This window comes from Flavobacterium gillisiae (assembly GCF_900107635.1).
GTDB lineage: Bacteria > Bacteroidota > Bacteroidia > Flavobacteriales > Flavobacteriaceae > Flavobacterium > Flavobacterium gillisiae.
The window spans coordinates 46,354-64,506 of sequence record NZ_FNRD01000004.1 but is presented as its reverse complement, the minus strand read 5'-3'; the positions used below and the strand labels follow the sequence as shown (position 1 = coordinate 64,506).

Here is an 18,153-nt window from a genome sequence, read left to right as displayed (position 1 = left end):
AATATGACTCTTTTTGCTCTATCCATAAATGACATTTTAGTGGTATAAAAGCAAATTATAATCTGTTGTAAGAAATTGATTAAATGTGTTGAAATACAGTTGTTTAGATGTTTTTTCGTTTTTAAGCTGAAGGAATTGTTTATCCTTCGCGTTTAATCTGAAATAAACAAAAATCTGAAGTAGCTTTTTGGACTGATTCTGTTATTTTACGTTAGGAATAACTTTTATTCATCGGCGAACGGCGGGTTGCTAATTGTTTTATGTAATTCTGAAAATTGTGCGGATTGGTATATTAAAATTCATTATTTTTAATAAAATTATCCTCTATGCTAGTTAAAGTTTTTGGAAGTGCCGTATTTGGAGTAGAAGCTACAACAATTACCGTCGAAGTGAATATTGATAAAGGAATTGGATATCATTTAGTGGGGTTGCCAGATAACGCCATCAAAGAAAGCAGCTATAGAATTGCTGCTGCTCTAAAGAATAATGGTTATTCCATGCCCGGAAAAAAGATAACGATTAATATGGCTCCTGCCGACTTGCGGAAGGAAGGTTCAGCTTATGATTTAACTTTAACTATAGGGATCCTTGTAGCATCTCAACAAATTCAAGCGATTGATGTCGACAAATATATCATTATGGGTGAGTTGTCGCTGGATGGTAGCTTACAACCCATTAGAGGTGCTTTACCTATTGCCATCAAAGCCAAAGAAGAGGGTTTTAAAGGTTTTTTTCTTCCAAAGCAAAATGTGAAAGAAGCGGCTATCGTTACTGGATTGGATGTTTATGGTGTTGAGAATGTGCAAGAAGTTATCGATTTCTTAGAAGGAAAAGGGACTTTAGAACCAACAACAATAGATACTAGGGCAGAATTTTATAAAGATTTAGATTTTCCTGAATTTGATTTTTCGGATGTGAAAGGTCAAGAGAGTATTAAGCGTTGCATGGAAATAGCTGCTGCTGGTGGTCATAATATTATTCTTATAGGTCCTCCAGGTGCCGGAAAAACGATGTTAGCCAAACGATTGCCAAGCATTTTGCCACCCATGACTTTGCGAGAGGCATTAGAAACTACTAAAATTCATAGTGTTGCGGGAAAACTGAAAGAAGTAGGCTTGATGAATCAAAGACCTTTTAGAAGTCCGCATCACACGATTTCAAATGTGGCGCTTGTTGGTGGGGGAAGTTATCCGCAACCGGGTGAAATATCTATGGCACACAATGGCGTTTTGTTTCTGGATGAATTACCTGAATTCAAACGTGATGTATTAGAAGTAATGCGTCAACCTTTGGAAGATAGAGAAGTAACGATTTCGCGAGCCAAGTTTACGGTGACTTATCCTTCGTCGTTTATGCTGGTAGCGAGTATGAATCCGAGTCCGAGTGGCTTTTTTAACGATCCAGATTCTCCACAAACGTCTTCACCACATGAGATGCAGCGGTATTTGAGTAAAATTTCGGGGCCGTTACTGGATCGAATAGACATTCACATCGAAGTTACACCTGTTCCTTTCGAAAAATTATCTGATGATCAAAAAGCAGAGAGTAGCGTCGATATCAGAAAAAGAGTGACGGCAGCGCGTGAAATTCAGTCGGCACGATTTGAACAAATGGAAAACATACATTATAATGCTCAAATGAATACCAAGCATATCAGGGAATACTGTGCTCTAGATGATGTTTCTAAGCAATTGTTGAAAACCGCCATGGAACGGTTAAATCTTTCGGCCCGCGCATACGATCGTATTTTGAAAGTAGCGAGAACTATCGCTGATCTTGATGCAGCTCCCACGGTAATATCCTCTCATATCGCCGAAGCGATTCAATATCGTAGTTTAGATCGTGATGGTTGGTTGGGGTAACAATATTAGCTAGTATTCAGTTCTTATATGATTTGAAAAATGGTCTTAAGTAAAAAAATCGTGAATAATAGCCCCGATAGAAATGAAAATCCTTGTGAGGGCTAGCGTTTAGCCCTCACAAGGATTGTAGTGTATAGCGGGAGATAACGTCTAAAAAAACGAAATCATTCTGCTCCTAAAAAAAGAAAACTTACAGTCTTAGCTGTTATTTTTAGTTAGAACGTCTGTCATTATTAGTATTTGGACGTCTAGGACCAAAGCTATTATTGCTGCTTCGGTTCGTATTATTATCCGTTTTAGGTTTCTTTGGCGTTGAATTGCGCTGTGGTCTTCCTTGTCCTTGCTTAATAGGTTGAGTAGATGCTTTAGGGTCTGGCTCAAAACCTGCAACATTTTCTGTAGGTATTTTAAGGCCAATCAATTTCTCGATATCGCGTAAAAAAGTAGTTTCGTCTGGGCTAAATAAAGAAATCGCTTCTCCATTTGCTCCAGCTCTTCCTGTTCTACCAATGCGGTGAACGTAATCTTCGGGAATATTGGGCAATTCAAAATTTACAACATGAGGTAATAATGGAATGTCCAAACCACGAGCTGCAATATCTGTAGCTACCAAGGCAGTTATATTCCCACTTTTGAAACCGGCTAAGGCTTTTGTTCGTGCCCCTTGTCCCTTATTTCCGTGAATAGCTGCGGCTTGAATTCCAGCGCTAATCATGCTTTCAGTAAGTTTATTTGCACCTTGTTTTGTTCGAGTAAAGACCAAAATCTGTTTCCAGTTTCCTTCAGTAATCAATTTAATAATCAATTCTGTTTTTTTCTCTTTTGCAACAGGGTATACTTTTTGAGTAATAGCATCAACAGTAGTGTTTTCTGGAGTAGCTTCAACAGAAACGGGTTTATGCAAAATACCCATTGCCAATTTCTTAATATCTTTTGAGAATGTTGCAGAGAACATTAAGTTTTGCCTTTTTGCAGGTAATACTTTCAGTATACGCTCTATGTCTCTTAAAAAACCCATGTCTAACATTCTGTCAGCTTCATCTAAAACTAAGATTTCCACTTTAGACAACGTTAGTAAACCTTGATTTTGCAAATCGATTAATCGACCTGGAGTGGCAACTAAAATATCGACACCTTGTCGTAGTTGAGCTACTTGTGGTTTCTGGTTTACACCTCCAAAAATAACAGCAGAACGTAAATCTAAAAATTCACTGTATTCTTTTATATTGGCAAGTATTTGAGCAGCTAGTTCTCGTGTTGGCGTTAATATTAAGGCACGAATCGGTCTGTGGCTTAAATGTTTACCTTGCGATAATATTTGTAATATTGGTAGGGTGAAACCTGCTGTTTTTCCTGTTCCTGTTTGTGCAGATGCTAATACATCTTTACCTTCTAAAATAGGTGGAATTGCTTTTTGTTGTATTGGAGAAGGGGTTGTGTACCCTTTTTTGCTGATGGCTTTTAATAAAGGATCAGATAGGCCTAATGAGTTGAATGACATAAATTGTGTTTAGGAAGTAAACACTATTATTTAGAGTACTTCTTTAAGTTGGCGCGAAGATACTGCTAATTTTTCCTATCTGGTTTGATTGTTTCACTTTGTTGAAATATAAAATTGATTTCATTTCAATCTAATAAAGGAAAGGCAAGGAGGAGAATGGTCATGCCAAATCAAATACCGAAGTTATTGATAGTATAACTTTATCGAGAATGTAATTATTAAAGTAGTTTATAACAATTGATTTTGGACTCTTATTAAGCTATGATATATTATTGTAATGTAAGAATGTTAATGTTGTTCAAAGTATTCTTTTATAAACTCATGTTGTTGATTTACATTCATTTTATCAGCATCCTTGATTTGTATTTTTAATTTCAAAAAACGTTCATCTTCACTTAAAAAGTCAAAAAAATCAAGTTTAGAGGTAGAAGGGCCAAAGAGGATTATTTTCTCATATTTTAACAGCTCCTTACCAATTTTATTATAATGTTTGTTTAAACCGGTGTCTTTATAACGACTTAGTAATAAAATTCTTTTTAAAGGGTTTGATTTTTTTTCTTCTGTTTGGAACTCACGCACAATTGTTTGAATTGTAAAAGGTTTTGTGGTAAACTGTATTAAATAGGCAACAGAGTCATCCATCCATAATCCTAGTTGATTTGTGTTTTTCATATCGTTTACTTATTTGATATAAAGTTATCGATATAAACGAATGCAATGATTTTTATAAGTCAATAGGTATTTTTATTGAGACGACTGTATGGAAAGTGTCGATGAATGGTATTTTAAATAATATATTTTTTTGCTTTAAAGGAAATTTGTTATCATTCTATGAAGTAGTTTAAAACAAAAAAAATCGGGAGTGAGTCCCGATTTTTAATAATTCTAGTGTCTTTATTTTTATCTTATCTCGTCAAAAGTATTTCCTTGTTTGATATCTCCTGTTTTATATCCCTTCATAAACCAATATTTACGTTGCTCAGAAGTACCATGTGTAAAGGATTCCGGTACAATGTGTCCCTGCATTTTAGATTGAATAGCATCATCGCCTACGGCATGTGCAGCACTTAATGCTTCCTCAAGATCTCCATCTTCCAGTATGTCATTCATTTTTTGGTTGTAATGTGTCCAAACTCCTGCATAAAAGTCAGCTTGTAATTCCAATGCCACAGATAGTTTATTGGCTTCAGCCTTACTTTTACCTTGTTGCAACTGACGCATTTTACTCGATGTTCCTAATAAAGTTTGAACGTGATGCCCTATTTCATGTGCAATAACATAAGCAGTAGCAAAATCTCCACCCTTAGCTCCAAAACGAGTTTTCAATTCTTCGAAAAAAGCTAAATCCATATATACCTTTTGATCTGCAGGACAATAGAAAGGGCCTGAATCTGAGGTTGCATTACCGCAGCCAGTTTCAACTCCACCGATGAATAATACAATATTTGGTTTTTTGTAATTCAAATTATTTTCATTGAAAATTTTAGTCCAAACATCTTCATTATCTGCGAGTACTGTTTCTACAAAGGCTTGCTCTTCCAGTTCTTTTGCAGTTAGATCTCGTTGTTCTGTAGGAGCACTTTGTCCTTGATTCATTTGTTCTAAAACTGGTGTAAGCATTTGGGCATTTTCACCTCCAAAAACATTTATCAATAGTATTATAATCCCTATAATCCCTCCTCCTACAACTGTCTTTCCACCAGAAGACATACCTCTTCTATCTTCTACATTGTCACTTTGTCTACGTCCTTTCCACTTCATATGATTTCAATTTTTGATACTTTTTTTATAAAATAGTATCGAAGATATATAATTTTTTAATTAAAAATAAACTTTTTGTGATTCTACGAAGTGGTCCACTTCAATAAAGTGTCTTCTATCACCCGCTTTATAATAGGTTTTGAAATATAATCATTCATCCCTGCCGCAATACACTTGTCATTTACTTCTGCTCCTGTGCCCGCTGTTATCGCTATTATTGGAACTGATGCGCCTAATTTTAATTTTCTTATTTCTATTGTAGCTTCATATCCATTCATTATTGGCATCTGTATATCCATAAATATGATATCAGGTAAGATATTTTCAAACTCATTTACAGCTTCTAATCCATTTGGGATTTCATGAATAACGGCTTTGGGAAGTACATTTTTAATAATTGTTTTGAGCAATAACATATTAATTTTATTGTCCTCAACGAGCATTATTTTTAATGCTTCTAATCGAGCATCAGTTTGAAAAGCAAAACGGTCAACAACTTCTTTATCGCTGATAAGTATAGTTTCTACTTCTGGCTCATTAGTTGTTTGTAAATCCAAATCGAAATAAAAGGTACTACCACTTCCAAGTTCGCTACTAAGTTGCAAGCGGCTATCCATTAGTCCTAGTAATTTGTTTGAAATTGTCAGACCTAAACCAGTACCGCCAAATTTTTTAGTTGTGGAGCTATCTTCTTGAGAGAAAGCTTTAAATATTTTCTTTTGATTTTCCTTTAAAATTCCAATCCCGGTATCAAGTACGGAAAAACGGATGTTGCTTTTAGAATTAGTACCGTTGATTAGTGAAATATCCAGTTTTACAAATCCTTTTTCTGTGAATTTCACGGCATTAGCTAAAAGATTAATTAGGATTTGTTTTAACCTAATGCTATCTACCCAAAAATAAGCAGGTATTTCTGGCGCTACTAAAAGGTCTAGTTGAAGCTTCTTTTGGTTTGACTCATAATGGATTAAATCAATAATTTGGTTTAAAAGGTCTTCAATTTTGTGTTTTTCGACGTGCAAATCAAGTTTACCCGCTTCAATTTTAGAAAAATCGAGGATGTCATTTACAATTCCCAATAAGGAATGAGCGGATTGATTAACGGTAATCATATGTTTTTCCTGGACTTCTTCAAGCTTAGTTTTCATCAATAGATCAGTAAATCCAATGATTCCATTTAAAGGAGTTCTGATTTCATGGCTCATATTAGCCAGAAACTCTGATTTGGCTTTATTGGCCGCTTCAGCATATTCAAGCCCTTTTATGGCATCTTCCGTCATTCTTCTTTTAGTGATATCCAGCATTATACCTTCAATATAAGTGATTTTGCCATTGTTGATTACAGCATCACCAAACTCTTCTACCCAAACGATTTCACCAGCTTTATTTAAGATGCGGTACGTGAAATGGAAAGGTTCAGATTTGGATAACTTCTCTCTAGATTCACCAAGTACTCTATCATAATCTTCAGGGTGAATCAGGTCGATATAAAAAATTCTTTTTTCCAAGAATTCGATTTTATCATAGCCTGTTAACTTTTTAATCTCATCATTGAGATATATTTTGGTAAATTTTTCATCATTATCCGAAAGATAAACAGCGCCTGGGATATTATTGGCTAACAAACGGAATTTTTCTTCACTTTCGTAAATTGCTGTTTCTCCGGCGATATGTTCGATAGATGAGGCGACGTTTCTGGCTAATGTTTGCAGAATATTAACTTCGTCTTCAGTCCATTTCTTTTCTTCAGAGGTATCATCAAATCCTAAAAAGCCATGAAATTTATTTTTTATGAAAATTGGGAAAAGGATCAATGAAATTACATCTACATTAGTCAACTTATTTTTTAACGATTCATTTTTAATTTTGGATACGGTCGCCTCGTAAATTTTATTGTTTAATATCGGTTCAATTAATTCTTCGAAGTAATCATACGGTATATTTTGAAGTTTTGGGTTATTTTCGGTTAATGTCGTATTGTTCATTATCCATCTGTATTTCTGGCTAATTAAATTAGTAGAAGGATCGTTTTCATAGTAATAGGCACGATGCGATTTAGTAGCATTCCCCATAATAATCAATACATCAGAAAAAATATCGGAAATATCTTTACTATTTAAAAACTTTTCTGTGCATTGGGTCATCGCTGCCAGTAACTCACTTTTATAAGTCAATCTGTTTTCGATGTCCAATCTCATTTTAGACTCAAATGCTATTGCAATAATATCAGAAACAGATCGTGAGAAATTGATATCTTCATTATCCCATTGCTTCGCGTCTTCAGTAGCTTCAATGCAAAGAATTCCTTTTAATTCACCATTAATAAAAACGGGGGTGTCAAGTAATGATATGATGTTATTTTCAGGAATGTAATCTATACATAATTCCTTAGTAATATCATTTGTATAGACATCAGAAGCTACAATTTGCATTTTATTTTCAACCGTTGAAAAATATTTTGGAGATGATATTTTAGTTAGTTCATGGTTGTTTGAAAATGCATTAGTTTTATAATCATATAGTTGCATGCAACGCAATTTATTTTCAAAATAATTCCAATAACTAGCGCGACTAACATTAACTGTATGAGCTGTGATTTCCAAAATTGATTTTAATTTAGAGTCTAAACTTTCATTATTAGAATAACTCTTTGAAGTAAATACTTTTAAAGCAGCACTATATTTTATATTTTTAAGTTGTCGTTCACTTTTTTCTTTTTCAATGGTTTTTAGGAAGGTTATATCTCTAGCAATTACTGAATAACCAGATATTTTTTTATTTTCATCTCGATTGATTGTTACTTTTTGGGAAAGCCATATTTCATCTCCATTTTTAGTAATAATTGGAAATTCAAAACTAGGGAAGCTATGCATTTCGGCTGTCGAATTAGTATAGAAGTCAAGCACTTTTTGTCGAAAACTATCTTTGAGTAAACGGTCAAATTTAAAGCTATACAATTCTGTTAGACTATATCCGGTGACTATTTCAGTGTTTTTATTTATAAAAACATAAGTACCAAAACGGTCAAGCTCATAAATTATATCGTGAGCTGATTCAACAATGTTTTCATATCTTTTTTGTGTTTTTATTTGCTGTGTTACATCATGACCAATACCAATAATTAAATCCTTAGCATATCTTTTATCATGCCATTCGATATGCTTATATTCTCCATTTTTACATTTTAGTTTTCTTACAAAGACTCTTTCTACAGAATCACTATCATGAAATTTTTCTCCCGTAAATTCAGGGTCTTCAGTGACCTTCCAAAACAACATTCCCATAACCTCATTAACTGAATACCCTAAAATAGTGGTGACCGTTTCACTACAAAATAAAACTTGCCCCTTTCTATTGCATACAAGAATAAGAGAGTTTCCGTTATTTATAATTTGATCTGAAAAACGAAATTTGTCTTTAACATTTAGTGATATAATATACTGAATGAAATTTATGGTGAAAACAATTAGAGAAAAATTAAATAGAGCTATAGTTGTTTTAATAGGCAACAATTCAAAGTAAGCAGCAAGAGCAATGTATGAAAAAGCGGACGCCACAAAAAGCCAATATATTAGTATCGGTTTAAAAATGGTGTAAGCAAAGTAAAAAGTTACAATAAAAGATAGAACAGGTATGACATCTGTCGATGTGAAAAGTAAATTTCTACATATTAGTAAAAAATAGAAGAAGTAAAATACGATGAATATTTGTTGTATTTTTCGAAAAAGGTAAGATGATTTTGTACTAATTACATAAACAATTAAATAAAATATAGCTGTGCCAATATTAAATAAAAATAAACTTTTTGGTCTTATACTAAAAATTTCATAATTAATTTCAGCGATAATATTTGCAACTCCTAAGAAGAGAAGATAGAGTTGATATTCTTTATTTCGTACATATTCTTCATTGTTTTTTTCAATTATTGTGTTCTTTAATGTTCTTTTTGATTTGACAAGAGTGAAAATAAAAAAGGCAATGAAAACGAATAAAAATCCCCATAGTAAAGGCGTTTTAATCGAAATAGTCATTTCAATTACCCGTGCAAATGACACTAATGCTTTTGGTACGGAGAACCAACAAAAGGAACCATAGTTTGAAACAATCGTATTAAAAAAGCTATAGTAATGTACCATAGAGAATATGTTTTTGAATTGTAAAATTGAAATTTGTAGGTTAGTAATTTAATGATTTTTTTATAATATAAACGCGATTTACTTATAATAAATTAAATCGCGTTTCCTATTATTTACAGTAGATTAGATGTCTCTATTTCTTCTTCATTGTCAAATCCGATAATTTCGTTGTACATGGCATAGTACATGGAATACATGAATGGAAGAGTGAAAAATACTCCAATACAACATCCAATAAATCCAACCATTGATCCAATAATTGCTACAAGTATGAGGCCAAGAAGGATTAGGGGTTGTTTTAATACAATTGAAAAACTATATTTTATCGCATCTACTGCATTTAGGTCGCTGAAAATAATAAGTGGAATAGTTAGTATTGTAAAAAAAGATATAGCAACAGAAATCATAGGTCCTACTAGTATAATACCGCTATAATTTAAGGCCGTTTCTATTCCTTGGCTCGAGATCAAAATTAGAAATGTTGCAAGAAAAATTTGCACGAAATGCTTTGTATTATAGTAACTAAAAACGGTTGATACGTGAAATTCCTCATCTCTTTCAGCGCAGTAAGCCATTTTAATTAGTCCGGCTTGTAATGGACTAATTAAAGAGGAAAAGAAAATCGATATTCCCATATAAATAAACAGATAGACTCCGCTAATGTTTTTTAGATTTAGGCTTAACTCTTGAAATGATTCCTGAGATAGTGCAGCTATTCCGAAAAGACTTATACCCACACTTGCTATTATTGTCATCAAGATAACCATAAACACAAAGATCATAAGTCCTGCATAGAGGGCTATTTTTTTATAATTTTCAAATGCTTTGTTAAAAACATTTGCAAAATCTAACTGGTATCCATTACGTAGTATTTCTTCTATTCGGTCTTGTTTCAGATTCATTTTTTTGTTGGTTATGTATTAGTTTAAAATAGTAAAGTTGGTTTATAATTTAAAATAGACTTCTTCAAAGGGGACGCGGAAGCGTTCTCCATAAACGCCAGATTCTTCCCGAATTCCACAGCCGATAATCATATTTATTTCAGCTGCAGCTGGTAAATTTAATATTTTTTTTACTCTTAGCGAATCAAAACCTTCCATAGGACAGGTATCATAATTTATGGCAGCCATACTAATCATAAAGTTTTGCGCGGCTAATGCAGCACTTTTTTGAGCTACTATTCGCATATCGCTTCTTCGTGCTTGTCTATAAATAGGTTTAAATATTCCGATGACTTGAAAAATAAGAAATTTTAGGGCACCCAAGATTCCTATGAAATCAAAGTAGAGTGTAGGAACAATTTTCTGATAATAGTTCAGGGCAAATTTTTCTCTTTTGGAATAGTCAGCAGCTGATTTGTCACCGTACTGCGATTTTAAAAAAGCAACATTAGATTGTACTCTTTTTCTCCAAAGATCTTTTCTAGCCACTACGACAACCATTTGCTTTGCAGTTTTTGCTGCATTTTGATTAAAGCTTACTTGCGTGAGCTTTTCTAGCACATCGACTGAGGTAATTTGGTAGAATTCCCAGAGTTGCATGTTACTGCTTGTAGGGGCGAGAGTAGCCAGACGAATACATTTTTTCACTTTCTCATCATCAAGGGCTTCAGCTTTAAAGACACGCACGGAGCGTCTGTATTGAATAGCTTCGCTTACTGATTTCTCTTTAATTAAATCCATTTCAGTAATTTCTTGATTGTAGTTAGTTTGTCTTTATAAGGTGCATATCGCATGGGTAAATCCAACCAGTTTGCTTTTTTTACAATTGATTTTTTATGTGAAAAAGTGTCAAAACTTAATGACCCATGATAGGCACCAATACCACTATGACCTACACCTCCGAAAGGCAGACGTTTATTTGAAAAATGAACTACTGTGTCATTTATACAGCCTCCTCCAAAAGAGTAGTTTTGAATAATTTCACTTGCAAATGTTTTATTCTCCGTAAAAATATATAGTGACAATGGTTTCTCGTATTTTGAAATCACGGCGTGTAAGTCAGCACCACTAGAATATTCAAGAATAGGTAATAAAGGCCCAAATATTTCGTCCTTCATGATAAGACTGTCAATATCAGATTCATCAATAAGCGTTGGCGCTATGTAGCAATCGGATTCATTCGTTTGACCGCCAAAAATGACTTTGTCGTTGTCAATCATTGCAGTTAATCGAGTCCAATTTTTAACATTGACAATTCTGGCATAATCAGGGGATTCTTCTGGTTTATTACCATAAGCAGCGGTTATTTCCTCTTTCATATATTCGATAAACTTATTTTTCATGTCTTTCTGAATCATGATATAATCTGGAGCAATACAGGTTTGTCCCGCATTAATGAATTTTCCCCAAACAATTCTTTTCGCAGCCAATTTCAAATTGGCAGTTTCATCAATAATACATGGATTTTTTCCACCAAGTTCCAATGTTACTGGAGTAAGGTGTTCTGCTGCAGCTTGGGCAACTATTTTCCCTACGGGAACGCTGCCGGTAAAAAAGATATAATCCCAGCGTTGCGAAAGTAAATTTTTGGATACATCCACACCACCCTGAATAACTTCAACGTGATTCACATGGAACGTTTTTGCTATTATTTTAGCAATAATAGCAGATGTATTAAGTGTTAATTCAGAAGGTTTGATGACTACTTGATTTCCGGCAGCAACTGCAGAAACCAAAGGACAAAGAGCCAATTGGAACGGGTAATTCCATGGAGCAATAATTAATACCTTTCCATAAGGATCTTTGTAAATATAATCTTTAGACGGAAAATTGAGCAGTGATGGAAAAACCCTTTTTGGCTTTGCCCATTTATTCAAGTTCTTAATCGTATCTTTTAATTCAGAAATAACATAGCTGGTCTCTGTTAGTACAGCTTCAAAAGCAGGCTTTTTAAAATCATCGTATAAAGCTTTAATGATCTCATCTTCGTGAATTATAATAGTATTAAGAAGTTTTATTAGAGTTTCTTTTCTATATTCTATATTAGTTTTGTAGCTCATTATAAATTTGGGTCATTAATTTCTATGCAAGTTAATTCTTAAATTTTAATAATGTTTTTTTATTATGCTAAAATTATAGTGCATTCCAGATTACTTCATTCGGTACTGGAGCAATTATGGAGAGTGTTTCTTTAGAGACTGGATGAACAAAAACTAATTTTCGGGCATGCAGATGGATACCGCCGTCCGGATTGCTTCGGTCAAAACCATACTTTAAATCGCCTTTTATTGGAGAGCCTATGGATGAAAGTTGCGCTCTAATTTGATGGTGTCTTCCTGTATGCAGATTGATTTCTAATGCAAAGTAATTGTTCAATTCCTTAAAAATGGTATAATCCAAGCTCGCTAATTTACTGTCAGGAACTTCTTTTATGTGTGCTTTTGAGGTATTGTTTTTTTCGTTTCTTTTAATGAAATGAATCAGTTTGTCTTGAGCGTTAGCGGGTTTGTTTTTTACAATTGCCCAATACGTTTTTTGAGTTTCCCTGTTTTTGAATAACTCATTCAAGCGAGGTAACGCTTTGCTAGTTCTGGCAAAAACTACAATTCCAGTTGTGGGTCTGTCTAAACGGTGCACCACACCAAGGAAAACTTCTCCTGGTTTGTTGTATTTTTCTTTGAGATATTCTTTAACGACTTCCGATAAAGGTTTATCGCCCGTTTTATCGCCTTGTACAATATCGCCTACTCGTTTGTTCACCACAATAATATGGTTGTCTTCATGTAAGACTTGGAGATTGTTTTTGTTCGAAATTATTTTCAAAATGAATTTTATAATTTAGGTATTGCGAGAAAGGTATTGTTATCTTTCAATATCAACTCCTTAAAATTAAGTGTACTAGTTTAAGGAGTTGCTATTCTATTTTTAATATTGTTCCTTGTCATTAGGGAAGTCACTCGATTTTACATCGGCAACATATTGACCAATGGCGCTCGTCATATCATCATATAAATTCATGTATCTTCTCAGGAAACGAGGGCTAAATTCATTGTTCATCCCTAACATGTCATGAATAACAAGCACTTGCCCGTCAACGCCACCTCCAGCACCAATTCCTATTACTGGAATCGAAATACTTTTAGCCACTTTTTCAGCTAAATGAGCAGGGATTTTTTCTAAAACCAAAGCAAAACAACCTAGTCTTTCTAACAGTTTAGCATCTTCAACTAATTTATCTGCTTCTTCTTCTTCTTTGGCACGAACGGTATAGGTTCCAAATTTATAGATGGATTGCGGTGTTAAACCCAAATGCCCCATAACTGGAATACCTGCATTTAATATTTTTTTAATTGACTCTTTAATTTCTTTTCCACCTTCCAGTTTTACGGCATGTCCACCGCTTTCTTTCATAATTCTAATGGAAGAACGCAAAGCTTCCTTCGGATCTGATTGGTAACTTCCAAAAGGTAAATCTACTACAACTAAAGCTCTTTCAATTGCTCTAACAACCGAAGAGGCATGGTAAATCATTTGGTCTAATGTAATTGGTAAAGTTGTCTCATGTCCAGCCATCACATTTGAAGCAGAATCACCCACAAGAATAACATCAATACCGGCTGTATCCACAATTTTAGCCATGGTGTAATCATAAGCGGTCAGCATAGAGATTTTTTCTCCATTTGCTTTCATTTCAATTAAGGACTTAGTGGTAATTCTTTTATAATCTTTTTTTGCGACAGACATAGTTTTATTTTTATGAGTTGTAAAAGTAGTAAAACAAATGATTATGTAATATAAAAATGGATTCGACTTTCATCGAATCCATTTATAAAAATCCACTTTGTAGAGATTTAATTTATAAAATTAATTTTTCTTTAGAATATTATCTAATACGGCAATGTAGTCATCAATAGAATCAGTGTTGGTATTTATGGCTATACTACCGTTTCCATAAGGTTGATACATCTTTATATTATCACGAGAAAAAAGACCAACAGTAGGTACTTTCGAAGCGCTGGCCAAATGCATAATTCCGCTATCGCCTCCTATAAAAACTTCTGTATTTGCCATAAGCGCGCCTATTTCGCGAACATCTTTACTGTAAAATGTTGGTGCTTTGAAACCTATTTGGGAAACGTTTTCCACGGGTAACACTTCGATGATATTGTAGTCTGAATATTCTGCTTTTAATCGGTCATAAAAAGGTGCCCACCAGGATTCCGGATAGCATTTGTCCGCTGTAGCAAAAGTAAAGATGCAAATGGTTTTTTTATCGTTTTGTACAATAGTATGTAGTGTCTTTTTAGCTTCCGCAAGTTCTGAAGGACTTAACTTCAAGTCTAAATGAGGAACAGGGCTATTGTTTTCTTTGAATCCAAGTTTAGTTAAATAATGCCTAAAGTTGTACACGGGGTATTTAGCAATATGCTCATAATCGTTGTACTTCAATTGAATATCATCAACATCATCTCCAAAAAACTTATATTTTGAATTCACAAATTGCGCAGATAATCTTCCAGACGAAGAATTCTCCACTACATTTATCACAATGTCATAACTGTATTTTTTTAAGGAAAGCCAACCTTTAACGTATTTAGTAATCTCTTTAAAAGGTTTTCTTGGGAGTTTTATAACTCGATTGATGTTAGTGTAATTTTGAAAAATAATAGGCGCTAAGCCACCATTGACAAATAAATCTATTTCACAGTCAGGAAAAGTTGCAATAACATCCTGCACTAGCGGAGTGATTAACAATTGATTTCCTAATCTAGGGTTGGGTCTACAAATTAGAATTTTTTTAAACTCCACTTTTGTCAAATCGATATTTTGATCAAATTGTGAAGCCCCGACGTTCTTCGTAAGGCGACGCATTAGTTTTCGTCTTAATGCGTTAATGTCTGTTTTTAAACCCATGATTTATATAAAATTTATTTTAATCTGTACTTTGATACAAGCTTCAAATCTTATTTCCTTAGCTATTGTAAAATAGTTTTCAAAGGAACGATTTTTTTTTATATCCTAAAGAAGGAAAGCGGTCCTTTAAGTAAAAAAGCAGAAGGCTATAGTCTAAGTTATTTTTTTTAATGGCATGTCTTTTGTATTAGTGAATCGGATTGTATTACTCTTGTACAATTTAAGAAAAGCAAAAACCATGAAGTATTTTATCGCTCTATTATTGTTGTCGGGTTCTATGTATTCTCAAGAACAGGTGTTTAATGTACAACGTTATTGTGTTGACGAATTTCCTTTTAAGATTGGAGAATGCGATATTTCAGGAAATGAATATTCGTTTGTGTTCCTCGATAGAAAAAAGAATGACGTGGTATTCTTTTTTACTAATATGAAATTGAAATATAAAATTATGAAATCAGTGGTCTATTCTCCGGATCCTAATTACATACTTTATTCTTTGGAAAACGAGAAAGGTACTGTTGATATGAAAATTAACAAACAGAACACTAAGATGGAATTTCTATATCCTAACAACCATATTTACTTAACGGTAGGTAAATCAACTAAGTTGTAATTGCTTTTTTAAAGTGATAACATTAATCAATAATTGCAATTTCTTCTTTGGGTTGTTTTATTCGAATCGTTATTCTTTTGTATTCCCATTGTGTTCCGTTTTTGTAAGCTGAAATATCCATTTTACCATTTGCTTTGCTGCCTTTGATTCTAATTGTTATTTCGACAGACGTATTATCATTTGTGTATTTTGCATCTCCTTCTAGAATGGCTAATTTGCCAATGGGCTCTATTTCTCCAAGGATTGTTTTTGCTCTGTGGTTTGCATTTACTTTTTCAATTGCTTTAGTATATAGAGAATCCTCGGAATACGCTTGCGCAAAATTGCTAGCGGTGCCATCAATGCTAGTTGTCGCTAGCAAAGTTGCGACAATTGTAAATAGCACGATACAAGTGGGTACAAACCATTTCCAATTAGTTTTCCACCAACTTGTTGGAGCTATTAATTCGTTGTCCATTATTTGTAAATTTGTTTTATTGAAGTAAAACGGTTCTAGTACGCTAATATAGCTGTTTTATTGCATTTAAGATTTAGACCTTCATTTTACCACGAAATGCCCTAGCCCCGATAGAAGCGGCATCCTTTATAGCTGCCGTTTTTGGCAGGTGTAAAGATATAGCGGAAAGCGGGAAATAGCTCCTAAAAAATAAACCACCCTCTTATTTTGAAATAAAAGGATGGTTGCTATATTTTATGATAATGTGATTTTTATGCCGTAGTGGGATAGTATTTTTTTCGAAACCAAAAAGCGACATTCACTAAGGCGATCAATGCCGGAACTTCTACTAATGGGCCTATAACCCCTGCAAAAGCTTGTCCGCTGTTGATGCCAAACACACCAATTGCAACTGCGATGGCCAATTCAAAATTGTTTCCTGTGGCTGTAAAGGCAATAGCAGTACTTTTAGAATAGTCGGCGCCAAAGTATTTCCCGACCATGAAGCTCAAAACAAACATCAAAGTGAAGTAGATAACAAGAGGAATGGCGATTCGAACGACATCCATCGGGATTTGAACGATTAATTCTCCTTTTAGGCTAAACATGATCACAATCGTGAATAATAAGGCGATCAGGGTAATTGGGGAGATGAAAGGGACGTATTTATTCTGGAACCAGTCTTCGCCTTTTAAATGAATTAAAGCATATCGACTGATGATTCCCAACGCAAAGGGAATTCCTAAATAAATACCAACACTCTCGGCAATTTGTCCAATACTGATGTTGACTTCAAAACCGGTGTAGCCAAAATAGGGTGGAAGTACGGTGATAAAAATATACGCATAAACACTATAAAGCAGTACTTGAAAAATACTGTTTAAGGCAATTAGTCCAGCTGCATATTCTCTGTCTCCATCTGCAAGGTCGTTCCAAACTACAACCATAGCAATACAGCGAGCGAGCCCAATAAGGATAACGCCAATCATGTATTCAGGATAGCCATTGAGGAAAATGAGCGCCAAGGCAAACATTAAGATTGGGCCTAAAACCCAATTCAAGAATAGGGAAGCACCTAGCACTTTTGTGTTTTTAAAGACTTCTCCCATTTGTTCGTATTTCACTTTTGCCAATGGCGGATACATCATTAGGATAAGTCCAATTGCCAACGGGATATTAGTGGTACCACTTGAAAAGGAATTGATAAAGTCTCCGCTAGAGGGGAAGAAGTTCCCGATGGCAACACCTATTGCCATGGCAAGGAATATCCAAAGGGTTAAATAACTATCGAGAAACCCTAGTTTTTTTCGGTTCAATGCAGGAGCGCAATTAGTTGCAGACATATTATTTTTTTATTTGTGAGAATACATAGAAAAGCTCCGTAGCAATTTGGATGCTTCTTTCTTTGTATTTTTCTTCTTGTTGGGGTGTATTATCAAATGCCTTTGGGTCTTCAAAAGTGATAGGAATGCGTTTTTCAGCACCAGCAATAAATGGGCAGCCGTTATCAGCACTTGAGCAAGTCAATATTGCTGCAAAGTCGGATTGCGGATTAAAACTGTCGTCATAGGTTTTAGAAAACCCAATAATAGGATGTTCATTTTCACTATATTTTATGCTGTAAACGGGATTCGTACCTTCAGAAAGTGGTTTCAGTTGGAATCCTGATTGTTCTAATGTTTTCGCAGCCATGGGGAATAATGCCGTAGCTTCTGTCCCGCCGGAATAACAATACACGTTTTTCACATTAAAATGTGCTGCTGCTGTTTGTGCCCAAACTTGCGATAAATGGCTCCTTCTTGAGTTGTGGGTACAAATAAAGTTGAGTCGGATGTCTTGTTCTTTATTTACTTTCTCTTGAATAAAATCAATAAGTGGTAGCAGTATTGCTATTCGTTCGGGAGTAATAGTCCCGAATTGAAAGGAGCTAATTTCATTTTCTATCGAAGGGAATACACTAGTATTAGATTGTGTCATACACGGAGTAGA

At 34.3% G+C, this 18,153-nt stretch carries 15 protein-coding genes; 2 read left to right on the top strand and 13 right to left on the bottom strand.

Annotated features, from left to right (window positions below; genetic code table 11):
* Positions 1 to 326 precede the first annotated feature (326 nt).
* The gene (locus tag BLV35_RS06945; protein WP_091086940.1) at positions 327 to 1,862 is read left to right on the top strand and encodes a YifB family Mg chelatase-like AAA ATPase; all 1,536 of its coding nucleotides are present in this window, start codon (positions 327 to 329) and stop codon (positions 1,860 to 1,862) included.
* Positions 1,863 to 2,073: 211 nt separating this feature from the next.
* On the opposite strand, the gene BLV35_RS06940 is transcribed toward BLV35_RS06945, so the two are convergent.
* The 10 genes from BLV35_RS06940 to BLV35_RS06895 all read right to left on the bottom strand — a co-directional run bounded on the left by BLV35_RS06940 (position 2,074) and on the right by BLV35_RS06895 (position 15,115).
* Positions 2,074 to 3,363: a DEAD/DEAH box helicase gene (locus tag BLV35_RS06940; protein ID WP_091086937.1), complete on the bottom strand. Its 1,290-nt coding sequence runs from the start codon at positions 3,361 to 3,363 to the stop codon at positions 2,074 to 2,076.
* 288 nt (positions 3,364 to 3,651) lie between these two features.
* Positions 3,652 to 4,035 (bottom strand): hypothetical protein, encoded by a 384-nt coding sequence (locus tag BLV35_RS06935; RefSeq protein WP_091086933.1) that lies wholly within the window; start codon positions 4,033 to 4,035, stop codon positions 3,652 to 3,654.
* Positions 4,036 to 4,263: 228 nt separating this feature from the next.
* A complete protein-coding gene (ypfJ, locus tag BLV35_RS06930; RefSeq protein ID WP_091086929.1) occupies positions 4,264 to 5,124 on the bottom strand; it encodes a KPN_02809 family neutral zinc metallopeptidase in 861 nt (286 codons plus the stop codon).
* A gap of 83 nt (positions 5,125 to 5,207) precedes the next feature.
* Positions 5,208 to 9,260: a PAS domain S-box protein gene (locus BLV35_RS06925; protein ID WP_091086925.1), complete on the bottom strand. Its 4,053-nt coding sequence runs from the start codon at positions 9,258 to 9,260 to the stop codon at positions 5,208 to 5,210.
* Positions 9,261 to 9,373: 113 nt separating this feature from the next.
* On the bottom strand, positions 9,374 to 10,162 hold the full coding sequence (locus BLV35_RS06920; protein WP_091086922.1) for a DUF2189 domain-containing protein: 789 nt from the start codon (positions 10,160 to 10,162) through the stop codon (positions 9,374 to 9,376).
* Between the two features lie 42 nt (positions 10,163 to 10,204).
* Positions 10,205 to 10,942, bottom strand: a complete 738-nt coding sequence (locus BLV35_RS06915; RefSeq protein WP_091086917.1) for a nitroreductase family protein — start codon at positions 10,940 to 10,942, stop codon at positions 10,205 to 10,207.
* A complete protein-coding gene (locus BLV35_RS06910; RefSeq protein WP_091086913.1) occupies positions 10,933 to 12,261 on the bottom strand; it encodes an aldehyde dehydrogenase in 1,329 nt (442 codons plus the stop codon). Before BLV35_RS06910 ends, BLV35_RS06915 begins: the two co-directional genes overlap by 10 nt.
* Positions 12,262 to 12,334: 73 nt before the next feature.
* Entirely contained in the window at positions 12,335 to 13,024 is a 690-nt protein-coding gene (locus BLV35_RS06905) for an RluA family pseudouridine synthase (protein ID WP_091086911.1), read from the bottom strand.
* A 102-nt stretch (positions 13,025 to 13,126) separates the two neighbouring features.
* A complete protein-coding gene (gene panB, locus BLV35_RS06900) occupies positions 13,127 to 13,945 on the bottom strand; it encodes a 3-methyl-2-oxobutanoate hydroxymethyltransferase (protein WP_091086907.1) in 819 nt (272 codons plus the stop codon).
* 120 nt (positions 13,946 to 14,065) lie between these two features.
* Complete coding sequence (locus BLV35_RS06895) at positions 14,066 to 15,115, bottom strand: glycosyltransferase family 9 protein (protein ID WP_091086904.1); 1,050 nt, start codon at positions 15,113 to 15,115, stop codon at positions 14,066 to 14,068.
* 238 nt (positions 15,116 to 15,353) lie between these two features.
* Between BLV35_RS06895 and BLV35_RS06890 the strand changes: the two genes are divergently transcribed.
* The gene (locus tag BLV35_RS06890) at positions 15,354 to 15,728 is read left to right on the top strand and encodes a hypothetical protein (protein WP_143031843.1); all 375 of its coding nucleotides are present in this window, start codon (positions 15,354 to 15,356) and stop codon (positions 15,726 to 15,728) included.
* A gap of 22 nt (positions 15,729 to 15,750) precedes the next feature.
* Here the strand turns inward: BLV35_RS06890 and BLV35_RS06885 are convergent, their stop codons facing one another.
* The 3 genes from BLV35_RS06885 to BLV35_RS06875 all read right to left on the bottom strand — a co-directional run bounded on the left by BLV35_RS06885 (position 15,751) and on the right by BLV35_RS06875 (position 18,141).
* Positions 15,751 to 16,185, bottom strand: a complete 435-nt coding sequence (locus BLV35_RS06885) for a cytochrome c oxidase assembly factor Coa1 family protein (RefSeq protein WP_091086897.1) — start codon at positions 16,183 to 16,185, stop codon at positions 15,751 to 15,753.
* Between the two features lie 251 nt (positions 16,186 to 16,436).
* A complete protein-coding gene (arsB, locus tag BLV35_RS06880) occupies positions 16,437 to 17,507 on the bottom strand; it encodes an ACR3 family arsenite efflux transporter (RefSeq protein ID WP_091086894.1) in 1,071 nt (356 codons plus the stop codon).
* Between the two features lies 1 nt (position 17,508).
* Positions 17,509 to 18,141: an arsenate-mycothiol transferase ArsC gene (locus BLV35_RS06875; RefSeq protein ID WP_091086891.1), complete on the bottom strand. Its 633-nt coding sequence runs from the start codon at positions 18,139 to 18,141 to the stop codon at positions 17,509 to 17,511.
* Positions 18,142 to 18,153: the final 12 nt, after the last annotated feature.